This is a genomic window from Chryseobacterium elymi, from assembly GCF_003385495.1.
GTDB classification, from domain to species: domain Bacteria; phylum Bacteroidota; class Bacteroidia; order Flavobacteriales; family Weeksellaceae; genus Chryseobacterium; species Chryseobacterium elymi.
In genome coordinates, this window is record NZ_QNUH01000002.1 from 111,031 (window position 1) to 123,740 (window position 12,710).

Annotated in this window: 17 protein-coding genes; all 17 read right to left on the reverse strand. The window is 37.6% G+C overall.

Annotation, left to right across the window (positions count from 1 at the left end; translation table 11 throughout):
- Positions 1-83 precede the first annotated feature (83 nt).
- The 17 genes from DRF60_RS02910 to DRF60_RS02990 all read right to left on the reverse strand — a co-directional run bounded on the left by DRF60_RS02910 (position 84) and on the right by DRF60_RS02990 (position 12,585).
- Complete coding sequence (locus tag DRF60_RS02910; RefSeq protein ID WP_116010632.1) at positions 84-2,090, reverse strand: S9 family peptidase; 2,007 nt, start codon at positions 2,088-2,090, stop codon at positions 84-86.
- 143 nt (positions 2,091-2,233) lie between these two features.
- On the reverse strand, positions 2,234-2,701 hold the full coding sequence (locus tag DRF60_RS02915; protein ID WP_116010633.1) for a DoxX family protein: 468 nt from the start codon (positions 2,699-2,701) through the stop codon (positions 2,234-2,236).
- A gap of 108 nt (positions 2,702-2,809) precedes the next feature.
- Entirely contained in the window at positions 2,810-3,253 is a 444-nt protein-coding gene (locus tag DRF60_RS02920; protein ID WP_116010634.1) for an SRPBCC family protein, read from the reverse strand.
- A gap of 24 nt (positions 3,254-3,277) precedes the next feature.
- The gene (locus DRF60_RS02925; RefSeq protein WP_116010635.1) at positions 3,278-3,706 is read right to left on the reverse strand and encodes an SRPBCC family protein; all 429 of its coding nucleotides are present in this window, start codon (positions 3,704-3,706) and stop codon (positions 3,278-3,280) included.
- A 104-nt stretch (positions 3,707-3,810) separates the two neighbouring features.
- The gene (locus tag DRF60_RS02930; protein WP_116010636.1) at positions 3,811-4,644 is read right to left on the reverse strand and encodes an SDR family oxidoreductase; all 834 of its coding nucleotides are present in this window, start codon (positions 4,642-4,644) and stop codon (positions 3,811-3,813) included.
- Between the two features lie 85 nt (positions 4,645-4,729).
- Positions 4,730-5,596 (reverse strand): VOC family protein, encoded by an 867-nt coding sequence (locus DRF60_RS02935; protein ID WP_116010637.1) that lies wholly within the window; start codon positions 5,594-5,596, stop codon positions 4,730-4,732.
- Positions 5,597-5,683: 87 nt separating this feature from the next.
- On the reverse strand, positions 5,684-5,923 hold the full coding sequence (locus tag DRF60_RS02940) for a helix-hairpin-helix domain-containing protein (RefSeq protein WP_238639991.1): 240 nt from the start codon (positions 5,921-5,923) through the stop codon (positions 5,684-5,686).
- A gap of 35 nt (positions 5,924-5,958) precedes the next feature.
- On the reverse strand, positions 5,959-6,372 hold the full coding sequence (locus DRF60_RS02945) for an SRPBCC family protein (protein ID WP_116010639.1): 414 nt from the start codon (positions 6,370-6,372) through the stop codon (positions 5,959-5,961).
- Positions 6,373-6,451: 79 nt separating this feature from the next.
- A complete protein-coding gene (locus DRF60_RS02950) occupies positions 6,452-6,883 on the reverse strand; it encodes a VOC family protein (protein ID WP_116010640.1) in 432 nt (143 codons plus the stop codon).
- Between the two features lie 104 nt (positions 6,884-6,987).
- Complete coding sequence (locus DRF60_RS02955) at positions 6,988-7,764, reverse strand: alpha/beta fold hydrolase (RefSeq protein ID WP_116010641.1); 777 nt, start codon at positions 7,762-7,764, stop codon at positions 6,988-6,990.
- A gap of 3 nt (positions 7,765-7,767) precedes the next feature.
- Positions 7,768-8,292: a DinB family protein gene (locus DRF60_RS02960; protein ID WP_116010642.1), complete on the reverse strand. Its 525-nt coding sequence runs from the start codon at positions 8,290-8,292 to the stop codon at positions 7,768-7,770.
- A gap of 75 nt (positions 8,293-8,367) precedes the next feature.
- A complete protein-coding gene (locus tag DRF60_RS02965) occupies positions 8,368-8,829 on the reverse strand; it encodes a hypothetical protein (RefSeq protein ID WP_116010643.1) in 462 nt (153 codons plus the stop codon).
- A gap of 35 nt (positions 8,830-8,864) precedes the next feature.
- Positions 8,865-9,275 (reverse strand): VOC family protein, encoded by a 411-nt coding sequence (locus DRF60_RS02970; RefSeq protein ID WP_116010644.1) that lies wholly within the window; start codon positions 9,273-9,275, stop codon positions 8,865-8,867.
- A gap of 77 nt (positions 9,276-9,352) precedes the next feature.
- Positions 9,353-9,943 carry a Crp/Fnr family transcriptional regulator gene (locus tag DRF60_RS02975; protein ID WP_116010645.1) on the reverse strand — a complete coding sequence of 197 codons (591 nt, stop codon included), beginning with the start codon at positions 9,941-9,943 and terminating at the stop codon, positions 9,353-9,355.
- Between the two features lie 178 nt (positions 9,944-10,121).
- Positions 10,122-11,333, reverse strand: a complete 1,212-nt coding sequence (locus DRF60_RS02980; protein ID WP_116010807.1) for a DUF763 domain-containing protein — start codon at positions 11,331-11,333, stop codon at positions 10,122-10,124.
- 160 nt (positions 11,334-11,493) lie between these two features.
- Positions 11,494-11,841 (reverse strand): VOC family protein, encoded by a 348-nt coding sequence (locus tag DRF60_RS02985; RefSeq protein WP_116010646.1) that lies wholly within the window; start codon positions 11,839-11,841, stop codon positions 11,494-11,496.
- A gap of 36 nt (positions 11,842-11,877) precedes the next feature.
- Positions 11,878-12,585: a hypothetical protein gene (locus tag DRF60_RS02990; RefSeq protein WP_116010647.1), complete on the reverse strand. Its 708-nt coding sequence runs from the start codon at positions 12,583-12,585 to the stop codon at positions 11,878-11,880.
- Positions 12,586-12,710: the final 125 nt, after the last annotated feature.

Here is a 12,710-nt window from a genome sequence, read left to right on the forward strand (position 1 = left end):
GAAAATCATTAGTACCATTTGAGTTTAAAATAAAAAACGGAAAGCATTACACTCTCCGTCTCTATCATTATAAAAATGAAATTTTATTTTTTGTTGAAATTCTCTGCAAAGAAGCCCAGCATATATTTATACAGCTCCAGTCTGTTTGGTTCTTTTCCGAATCCGTGTCCTTCATCATATTTTACCAGGTATGGAACTTCAAAACCTTTTGCACGCATTGCTTTTACAATCTGGTCAGATTCATTGATGTTGACTCTCGGATCATTAGCTCCCTGTACTACAAATAAAGGTTTCTTGATTTTATCTATCTGGAAAACCGGGGAAACTTCTTTGGCAATTTTTGCTTCCTCAGGGTTATCAAGATCATACCAGATCTCTTTTACCATTTCTTTGTAAGGCTTCCAGTATTCCGGGAAGGAATCGAAGAAGGTGAAAATATTGGATACTCCTACATAATCTACACCGCAGGCATACAGATCAGGAGTCTTAATAAGACCCATCAGAGTAGCATAACCACCATGGCTTCCACCATAAATTGCAATTTTATCCTTATCTATCCAACCCTGCTCTATGGCATATTTTACACCATCTTCCACATCATCCATTGCTTTTCTTCCGATCTGCTTGTATCCTGATTTCTGGAATTCTTTTCCATAGCCTCCGGAAATTCTAAAGTTTACCTGAAGCGTTGCATATCCTCTGCTGGCAAAAAGCTGTGTTTCCGGGTTGAATCCCCATTCATCACGGATTCCCTGCGGACCGCCGTGAGGATTCACAATTAACGGTACTTTTTTACCTTCAAGAGCAGCTTTTGGAAGAGTAATGTATCCCCGGATCGTTAACCCATCCCTGCTTTTGAATTCGATAGGTCTCATTTCTGCCATATCTTCTTCTTTCAGCTGAGGCATCAGGTTGTAAAGAAGATTTATTTTTTTACTTTTTGTATCATATTCGTAATAAGCTCCATAAAATTTGTCGCTTCCCACATACACCAAAAGTTTATCATTATTATCATCGGAAGAAACAATAGAAAACTGCTTGTCTTTAAATTCAGATTTCAGTTGAGCATCAATTTCTTTATAAAACTGACTTACCGGAACGGTTTCACTTTTTATCCCGTCATAGCTTACGTAATCAAGCTCATAATTCCTGTTTTTACCGGCAACACTGATAGAGCTTACATCAAAAACAGGATTGGAATATACTTCTCTGATCACTGCATTCTTTTTAAGATCATACAGTACGATCCTGGACTTGTCACTATCCAGATTGGTCACAACATAAGCTTCATCCTTATTTTTGGAATTATCATTAAGTCCTATGATGCTGAAAGTGTCTTTCCAGTCTGTGGATTTAAGCAGATTAAATTTTCCTGTCTGCAGGTCTTTATAATAAGTCTTGGTCGTCAGCCCATTTTCGAGGACGGTATATCCTCTAAGATTCCCGTCTTTATCAAAAATATAATCATCAATAGGGCTGTTGACATCTTTATTTTCATACAGCTGGGTCATTTGTCCCGTGTTGAAATTGATCTTATAAGGCTCAAAGATCTGCTTGTTGTTTTTGTTCATGGTCACCACAACAAATTCCGTATCTTTTATCAGTCTTACGGATCCCAGTGTAATCCCTTCGAAAGGAGTCAGGTCTTTAAGGTTTTTCCCGTCAATATCCGCTGCGTAAAGATGGATATTTTCATTCCCTCCTTTGTCCTGGGTAAAGAAAAGGCGTTTTTTGTCAAGCCAGCCATAGCTCTTAATAAGATCATCTTTTTCAACAATGGCTTTGGTGATTTTGCCTGTTTTCAATTCTTTTACATAGACATGATTCTTCTTGTCCTTGTCTTTTTCTTTGTAAGAGAGATACTGCCCATCCGGAGATATTTTAAACTGTGAAGCATTGGGTCTTGCAAAGTAATCTTCTACTTTGTATTTGAAGTTTCCTTTATCATAAGAAATCAGTTTCTCAAGATTTGCTTTAGTGGATGGAAGCGTAGGATCGCCCGGCAGTTTTGCCGTTGATGTCTGTGCATTAATCATAATTGCTGACAGTACGACTTGAGCCGCACCAAAAATTTTAGTATTAATATTCATAATTCATATTTTGGATGGTTAAATTGTCTATCACTTATTTTAAAAGTACTTAAAAATCTTTATACAATATGACTATCTAACCCTCAAAATGTTACATACATTATGAAATTTTATGAAAGTCTTATTTATCCCTTCGTTGAAGCTTATATCGAATAATTTAAATAAATTCCGAAATACCACGTCCACCCAATCAGGATAAGCTGCATTGGGATTCTTTGGGTGTAAAGATATTTCATACCCGGTCCGCTATAGTCTGCTTTGAAAATATTGATATTTTTTCTGGAAGAATTAATGTTAGCGATAAAAACCAAAATAAAAAAAATAATCAGCAGTATAGCTGTTATTTCTCTTATTGAAGGAATCAGCAGCCCAATTCCCGCAGCAATTTCCAGGATTCCTGTAAAATGGACCCAGAACATTTTACCGGGAACAAAATCAGGGATCATCATAGTCATCCCTTTCTGGAGTTTAAAATGGGAAAATCCTGTAAAGATAATGAACACAGCCATTCCCAAATTCCCTGAAAATAAAAAATCCGGCTTTCCCTGAAAAGCCCAGGTTCCCAACAGAGCCAAAATAAATGTACCGAAAAGGATCGTTAGTAATTTCATGTTTTGTAGTATTTATCGTTAATAGAAAGATAGTATAAATTTTGTACAAATAACCCTTACAGGTTTGGAAACTGTAAGGGTCTTGTTTTTTTAAAGGAATTTACTTTGTTACGCTTTTTCGGCCAGATTTTTGACCACTTCCAGTCCTTGTTTAAATCCTGTATCCATGTGCTCTTCCCATTCTTTTTCGACCTGCACTTCAACATGAAGCTTTGTTTTCCCCTCGAGATCAATAAGGATATATTTTTCGAAACATCCGCTCCACTCCATTATTTCTTTACTTTGGGTATCTTCATTTCCTTCTTTATCTACCATTCCCAAGTGTTTAAAAATAATCTGGTTAGGCTCATCCAGGCTATCAATGGTTGATACCATTCCTTCACCTTCCGCATTCACGAAATATGTTTTTCCACCCACTTTCCAGTCGGATTTCATTTTAGATCCTGAACCGAAAAATTGTGTCCATTCGGTATAGGTATCAGGATTCCAAAGAACGTCCCAGACTTTCTGTAATGGGGCATTGATTATAATTTCGTAAGATAAGGTTTCCATATTTTTATATTTTGTGGTTAGTTTTTACAATTGATTTTCTGAAAGATTTTTCACTATTCCCAAAGCGGTTGGAAATTTTTCTTCAAAAAAGCTTTTAAATTCTTCGGGTGTCTGAATTTCAACCTTCAGTATTGTCCCTGTCGGGGTTTCTTCTAAAATATAATCCTCTGTGGCTTCTCCCCAATCCTGGACAGTTTCTACACCATCATAGATTTCCCCGAGATGCAAAAATTTCATTTCTTTATTGGCTATATTTTTCTCAACGCTGCTGTACATGCCGTTGTTATCCGGATCAAAAAATTTCATAATACTTCCTTCTTCAAAAGTTCCCATATAAAAGGAACCTTCTGTAAATGCTGTTGTCCACTGTCTGTATGTCATATCGCTCCAGAGAACATCCCATACTTTTTCAGGGGGTGCATCAATTTGAATCTTAAAAAATAATTTATGCATTGCTTTTTTATTTAGATATTAGATGGTTAGAAATTAGAGGTTAGTTTCCAGATTATTAAATTTAGTCTCATTATCTATCTTCTAATTTCTGGTTTTTACTTCAATTAGCCTCCTACAAAATCTCCCCCATTGATATGAATCACTTCTCCTGTAATATAATCTGCATCTTTAGAAGCAAGGAAAACATAAGCCGGTGCAACTTCTGATGGCTGTCCCGCCCGTTTCAGCGGTGTATCCTTTCCAAATGTTGACAGATCATTAAAGGCTTCTTTCACTAAAGGTGTCCATATCGGCCCGGGAGCAATTCCGTTGACTAAAATTTTATTTTCGGCAAGATTGGCTGATAAGGAGCGGATAAAGGATAAAATAGCTCCTTTAGTAGCCGCATAATCAATCAGGTGGTCACTTCCCCTGTATGCTGTAACCGATGTGGTACAGATAATACGGCCTCCTTCACCAATTAAAGGTAAAAAGTTTCTCGTAAAGGAAATCATGGAGATGATATTGGTATTAAAAGTTTCCTGAATCTGCTCATCAGAGATTTTTTCAAGGCTGCTTTTGGAGGTATGAATTCCTGCATTATTAACCAGGATATCCAGATTTCCCCATGTCTTTTTTATCTTTTCCGTACATTTTGTTCTGAAGGCTTTTTTTGTAAGATCTCCTTTGATGAGGATGCACTGCTGCCCTTCTTTTTCAACAAGCTTTTTTGTTTCTTTGGCATCATCATCACTTTCTTTATAAATAATTGCGACATCTGCACCTTCTCTCGCAAAATGAATGGCTACGGCCTGCCCTATTCCACTATCTCCTCCTGAAATAACGGCTTTTTTTCCTGTAAGTTTTCTGCTTCCCTGGTAATCATTCCGGATGATCTCCGGAAAGAGTCCTTCTTGGGGAACTTTTGATTTAGATTGTGATCTGTTCTGTGTTTTCATAAGCAAATCTTTTTATAAATCACATCAAACAACAAGCCGAAAGCTGAAACTCACAAGGGCAAAACAGGCAAATTCGTCATTCTTTTTACGAATTATAAGCCTCTTCCAGGTCTTTTATAACAATCTTCTGCATTTTCATCATAGCCTGTACTACTTTTTGTGATTTTGACTGGTCTGAATCGTTCATCAGCTGAATTAGCCTTTTCGGAACAATCTGCCAGCTGAATCCGTATCTGTCTTTCAGCCATCCGCACATGCTTTCTCTTCCTCCATCAAAAATAAGGGTATTCCAAAGATGATCGGTCTGTTCCTGATCATCCGTCATGATCACGATAGAGATCCCTTCATTAAAATCAAACTGATGGTCATAAGAATTATCCATACAGAAAAAGCTATAGCCGTTAATGGTAAAATGGGCATGCTGTATGTTTTCTGCCGGTTCGGGTATAGAATGTCCTTCTCCTCCATCGCCATATTTCAGGATATTTCCAATGCTTGAATTGGGAAATGTTCTGGTATAAAATTCCATTGCTTCCATTGCTTTTCCATTATTTTGGTGAATAAACATCAGAGTAGGAATAATTTTCTGATCTTCGGGCTTATCGCCTAAAAACAGCTGCCAGGTAACACCGTATTTATCCTGTACCCAACCGTATTTCTGGCTCCATGAATAGGAATCCAGAGCCATAAGAGCGATTCCTCCTTCCACAAGTTTGTCCCAATACTGCTGTACTTCATCTTCTGTTTTACAGATGACCATAAAAGAAACTGAAGGATTCTTTTTAAAATGAGGTCCGCCATCCAACAGCATCAATTTTTGTCCGAACAGATCAATGTTCATAACTACGGGAGTATCTGCGGTAATCTTTCCGCCAAAGACCTCACAATAAAATTCTGCAGCCACTTTTGATTCTCCGTCAAACCAGAGACATGGAAAAATATCGTTATTCATACTATTAAATTTAGGGTTGAAAATATGGTTTTATTAATTGCTGACAAAAAACATGTGCAATGATAAAGGTATCCGGTTTTATAATAATTAGTTTTTGAAAGAAACCTGGCGCTCTTCCATATGATTTTTCAATCTTTCCATAGCGTTTTTTCCGAAACCATGAAGATTCATGATCTCTTCTTCTGAATAGCCTGAAAGTTTTTCAAGAGAATCAATTTTCTCTCTCTCTAAAGCCCTTCTTGCCGGTACCGCAATAATGCCAGACAGGAAATCATCATCTCTAACAACATGATTAACAGCACAAATGGAGCTTAAACATTTTGCCATTATGACCAGATTTATCATGACTGAAGTTAAGTGTTTTAGTGGTTTTCAACGTATTTGTGAAAATTATTGAGAATAGCATACCAGCCATCCCTCTGCATTTCCACAGAATTCTGTTTTTCAGGATCAAAAATTTCAGTAACTTTTGTAGTGTTTTCGTCTATCTTATCGAAAATGACCTCCACTTTTCTGCCGTCTCCCAGATGGTATTTAATAGTGGAATTCGTAACCACTTCATCGTAAATTCCTTCGAAATCAAAACCGAAACTCTTGTCTTTTGCTTCCATTCTGGTTTTAAATTTCCCTCCCACTCTTAAATCATTTTCGGAACTGGGACACTGCCATGATTCATCGGCAAAATTCCATTTCGTGATATGCTGAGGCTCATTAAAATAATTCCAGACTTTTTCTACCGGGGCTAAAATTGTGATATCTATCTTAATTGGGTCCATCGTTCTATTTTTTTTAATGTTGAAATAAGAAGGCAGTCCGGGTTTGAACTGCCCTCAATAAATTTAGTTAAATATAAGATTATTTTGCAGATTCTTCATTATAGTTCACCATCCAATGAACTCCATATTTATCCTGGAAGCTTCCGAAATAATCTCCCCAAAACTGGTCTTCAATCGGCATTTCTATATTCCCACCTTCAGAAAGACCTTTGAACAGTCTGTCCGCTTCTTCTTTGGATTCAGGGAAAATGGATACATAATTATTATTTCCTACGTTAAGGCTCTGCCCGAAGCTTGGAACAATATCCGAAGCCATAAGAAGGTCTTCTCCGATTGGCAAAGCAATATGCATTACTCTGTTTTTCTCTTCGTCTGATAAGTTTTCGGTTCCCGGAGCATTACCCATCTTGAAAACCTCTCCACGGAATTCTCCCCCGAAAACAGATTTGTAAAAGTTGAAAGCTTCTTCTGCTTTCCCGTCAAAATTTAAGTACGGATTTAATTTAGCCATGATTTCTGATTTTTAATGTTATTGTTAATTAAATTTAATTTTTAAGTTAAACCATTAAGCTTGATTAAGCTTTTAAGAATATTAAGAACTATCTTTATATAGTATTAATGATTTAAAAATTTTGTCACCTCGCTTACTGTAAAGTTTATGAGGCCGGAGTCTATGTTTCCTTCAAAGTCTGCCATCATGTAGGAACCATGGCCTGCCGGAAGGATCATCAGTTGGGATTTGGGAACCAGGCGCCACATTTCCACTACATGTTCAGGTTTCATGACATCTTTGTCTCCACTTATGAATAAGGCAGGAGCTTTTATGGATGTCAGGACTTTCTCATCCCAGTCCTCAAAAGTCTGCATCCTTTTGCTGTCTTTCTCAAACAGATTTTCAAGTTTTGAAAAATCAGGATTCAGGCTAAGGAAATTGATCTTAAGAGGTTCCGGCATAGATTCGAGAGTGGCTTCTGCCATGCTTTCAAAAAAACCGTCCGTCATACCGCTTCTTTTGTAGAATGCAGATGCAATAATGATCTTTTCGGTTATTCCGGGATAGAGATTCGCAATCTGCATCACGGTGTTTCCTCCGTTACTGAATCCCCAGAATGAAGCTTTTTCAATCTGAAGTTCTTTCAAAAGAGCCGCCACATCATAGGCATCTTGTTCAAAGGTTTCGGGAATATCACGATGATCGGTCATTCCGTGATTCTGCAGATCAACACCTATGAGCTGAAACTGGGTTTCAAGCCTGGAAATTATTTCCTTAAAATCAAACAGAATGGAAGATCCTCCGCCATGAATGAGTACCAAAGGCTTTCCGGAACCGTAAATCTCGTAGTACATATGGATTCCGTTGACCTGTTTATAGCCTTTTTCTTTAGGTTGCATTGATTAATACTTTAAGTTTTCATCTACCTCGTATTTCATGCCCGGATAATCCAGGATTCTTCTCATAAGACCTATCTGCCCACATAAATAGTCTTCGCGGCCTATACACATTCCTACGAAATTGAGTTTGGTTTCACGGACAAAAGGAATATTCATCCCGATCTCAAAGATTTCATCCAGCTCTTCATCCGTAACTTCCCAAAGCTTCTGGTATACTTTTGGTGAAATATCGTGAAAATTTTTCTCCAGTTCATCCAAGCCCGGATAGCTGTAATTTTCATCCAGAGCCTTTCCCTGAAAGAAAAGATCGCTGTGAGGATCTTCGTCCCTGAGTCCTAAAACCCAACCCAGACCATAGCGCATATTGACAAAGTTTCCTGCCATCCAGACGATATGGTTGGTTTTTCCTTCAATTCTTTTCAAAGCATCTTCTTCCGAAATGCCTTCCAAAACATTGAGAAAGTTTTGAGAGTGCATTCTGTAAGCCGGAATAACGAGCTCCATTTTTTTTGATTTTGGTGTGTCCATTCTTTAATTTTTAGTGATTGGTGTTTTTTGTAGGAGTAGAGTTCTTCTACAGTTTTTTTTAAATTCTAAGCGTGGCTATTTTACGGCACCGGGTTTTCCTAAAATTCTTCTGAGGTACCCCAACTGTCCGCTATGGTAAATTTCGTGAAGACAAAAGATAGCAATATCATTAATTGTTTCAGGATTAAACTTCTCAATACTGATGAGTTTTGCTTCAAGCTTGTCCTGGGACTTTTTCAGATAGGATTTTAATTCTTCAAAATCTATCAGCTCATCTTTTTTTTCGAGCGGCATCTCTCCTCTGTTGTAGCAGGAAAATTTATCGTTGTCCCAGACTGATTCTTCTCCAAGCGTATTCAGAAATGCATTCCTTATGTAAATTAAATGTCCCAGAACCCAGTTCAGGCAGTTGGCTTCACCATTCGGGAAGATCATAGCTTCTTTGTGGGTAATGCCTTCGGTATTCATTGAAATGACTTTGTAATTGCTGAATACCTGAACTTTCACTATTTCAATGTCGTTTGATTTTGTTTTCATAGCGGCAAGATTTTATTGTGAATAATCTTTGATCTTTATTCAGCTGGCATCTGGGAAACATCGGCAAACGTTATATTCCAGCCATGACCATTTAAGTCCCAAAAAGAGTTTTGATACATCCATCCGTAATCCTGGGGTTCTTCGTGCTGCGAAGCTCCATTTTCCAGGGCTGTATTCACTACCTGATCAACTTCTTCACGGCTGTCCAGAGCAATGGCAACAAGAACCTGTGTTGTATCGCCTTTCGGAACCGGTCTTTCGGAAAAAGTCTGGAAGTATTCCTCTGTCAGGAACATGACGTAAATGTTATCTTCCTTCATCACTACGCAGACTGCTTTGTCATCTGAAAACTGTTCATTAATTGCAAATCCGAGCCTGGTCCAGAATTCTTTTGTTTTCTGTACATCTTTTACCGGAAGGTTGACATAAATTTGATTGGCTTTCATAATAGTAATTTTTTGTGTTAATCTTTTAACCAAAATTACCAAGCCTTGATGAAAATCAACTTGCCATAAGACAAGATTTAATTTTTCTTCGAATGGGATACAATTTCTTTGCGGATACGGCTTAAGGAAGTGTCTGTTACGCCCAGATAGGATGCAATTTGTTTGAGAGGAGCAAACTGTACCACCTGGGGTTTCTGCTCCAAAAGATTAAGATAACGCCTGGTAGCGGAAAGAGTAAACATTTCTACAGAGCGCTGTTTATAGACAAAAAGCTCTTTTGACATCCATGCTCTTCCCCATTCTCTGAGATTGGGGATTTTATGGAAAAGCTCCTGAAATGTCTCATAATCAAATTTCCAGCATTCACAGTCTGTGATACAGATGATATTTTCCTGGGTTGGAATTCTCTGAAAAATTGACAACACCTCAATAATGATCTCGTTATCGGCAAAGAAATGCGTGGTTACCTCATTTCCGCTGAAGTCATTCACGTATGAACGGGCAAGGCCTTTTTCCAGGATATAATATTCATTGGCAGTCTTTCCTTCTTCAAGAATAATGTCTCCTTTCTGGAATGAAACTTTTTCGTGAGCCTGAAATATTTCGTCAAGCTCTTCCTGAAGAAAAAATGGGAAATCGTAACAGATTTCTAAGGCTTTGCTGGTCATTGAGTTGGTGTTTTTTTAAAGCTTTAAAAATATAATTTTTAATTGAATCTGAGATATAAAAAATTAAACAAATTGATGGAATACATAAAAAGAAACCCATTTTACTGTATTCCATCAATTGTTTTTATTCTTTCTAAATAATTAAACAGTTTTTAGTGATTCCTGTCAGCCCAAAATATCAGAACAAAGAAAGCTGGATCGGTTTTGGATTTTTAGGTGGTTGTGCGTCCCCGAATACTGTTTTCCCTCCAAAGCGCCATGAATTCTGTCTTTCTTCCTCTATCACCTGCTGAATATCAAAATCGGGAGTAAAATCTTTTTCAGTGGCAGCCACAATCTGGTGGAGCTTATTTAAAGTATTCAGCTTGTCGGAATTTCCAAGTTTTGATTTTTCAATTCCTTTTCTGAGAATGCTGATGCTTTCATCATAGGTTTTGGTAGGAACCGGGAAAGGATGTCCGTCTTTCCCGCCATGAGCAAAGGAAAACCTCGCCGGATCGGCAAATCTTGAAGGTGCACCGTGAATAACTTCACTCACTAATGCTAAAGACTGCATGGTTCTGGGTCCTACTCCTTCCAGCATTAAAAGGTCTTCAAAATTCTGAGGCTGCTGCTCACGGGTTACATACAAAAGAGCTCCGAGACGTTTTAAATCAACATCTGAAGCCTGCACATCGTGATGTGTGGGAAGAATTAACCTTGAAAAATCTTTCATTACATCAATAGAATCGGTATGGGAAATATCCAGAATTCCCTGGCGGTTTTCTGAGGCATCAGCATCCGTGAGATTGAGGATTTTACCTCTTGAAATACCATTGATCCCTGTGTGTGGCTCTTCTATAAATGATTTAATATTTCCTGAATGCCAGTGATACCGCCTTGCAGTACCGTCGGTTTCATGCATTCCCTGCTGTACTACGCTCCAGTTGCCGTTGTCTGCCAGAATAAAATTATGCAGATAGAGCTGGTAACCATCCTGAATGGTCGTGTTATCCACTTTTGCAGAGAGTTTGCTGGCTCTTACGAGCTCATGACCATTCAAGCCTGTTTTATCGGCAATCTGAAGGAGCTCTGACGGAGTTTCTCTTGAGAATCTGCCTTTTCCGCCACAAATGTAGAGTCCTAGCGACTTTGAATTGGGATTGATGGACCGTTTCAAAGCACCCATTACAGAAGTTGTGATGCCTGAGGAATGCCAGTCCATACCCATTACTGCGCCAAAACTCTGGAACCAAAACGGATCCGCAAGCCTGCGGAGAACCTCATCTTTTCCGTAATCCATTAAGATCACTTCAATCATGGAAAGCCCAAGCACAGACATGCGTTCATACAGCCACGGCGGTACTTTTCCGTAGTGTAAAGGCAGATCTGCTGTTCCTGAACGTTTCATTGTATTTAAAATGTAAAGATAGCTATTGTACGGTTTATTTTTGATGATTTGAATCATCAGTTCTGAGAGAATAAGTTTAGGATAAAGCCTTTTTAAAGTTTTTTTTCCATTAAAACAGACTAAAATACATTTTTACTGAATGAGTCATTGAGAGGAAAAGTTACTGATGTGAAAGTATATTGATTAAATTTCCAAACGGATCTTTTACAAAAAACCTTCGTACTCCCCATTCTTCATCGGTGATTCCGTAAGTGATTTCAAAACCGGCCTGCTTCATTTTTCCGTAGAGCTCATCCAGATTATCTGCTTCTATTGAAAGCAGGGGAACCTCTGTATCATTTCCGCCCTGAGTGGCAAAACTTACCTGAACCTGCGCTTCTTCATGGTTTCCAAAAGTCTTGATCCAGCCATGGTCCATCAGGATTTCGAGACCCAAAATATCTTTATAAAAGCAATCTGCGTCAGCTAAATGGTCTGTTTGTATGTTGGCTACAATTCGCTTTACCATTTTATACAAATTAAGATTTTACAATATAGGTTACTGTTAATAATAAGTGATTGTTCTTACAATTTTCTGTATAATTTCTTTATCATCCGGAGTTTCTGAATCATAAAACTCTTCAGATAAGATACGCTCTACCCAGTTGCCTTTTTCATCATATTTATAAGCAAATTTAAAATATCTCGGGGCTTCATCTTTTCCGGTAGTAATGATATAGTCCTGCAAGTCACCATATTTATTATAGTAATATTTAATATATTTATTTTCAGCAATAAGCTTATTGGTCACTGGATCTACCTTTGATGAATAAGTCAGATAGTCAATACTTATATCCTCTATAGATGAAGATGTTAAAAGGATTACAGGTTCTTTCTCATATACTATATTTTCTATTTTATTATCACGGGGCTGCTGATAGGCTTTTATAGATTTACTTACAAGCTTCACCAAAAAGGGTTCTCCTTCTTTATTGAAATTTAAATCAATCTGGTCAGTATATCCCTTATAATAATATGTATTCGTATTTCCTGAAGTATCATAGTTGAAAATTTCCCATTGGGTCGTTTTAACATTACCAATCAGATCATAATTTTCATATTTCTTGTTTTGAAATTTTTTGGGTGTATTGGTTTCTGAACGAAATTCTGTCTTCTTTTTCTCCTGCCCACTGCAGGAAATAAAGAAAAGTAAAAGCAGAAGTGTTGAAAAGTGTAAGTAGCAAACTCTCCTGTTAAATTTAATTATTTTCATGGTATTAAATTTTTAATGCAGTTAATTAAGATAACTCGAAGCTCAATTATTCAACCATGGGTTAGAGTTGCTGTAACTTGTTTATTCATTCTCCAGAGTCAAAAAAAAGCCTTGTGAATGGGTTT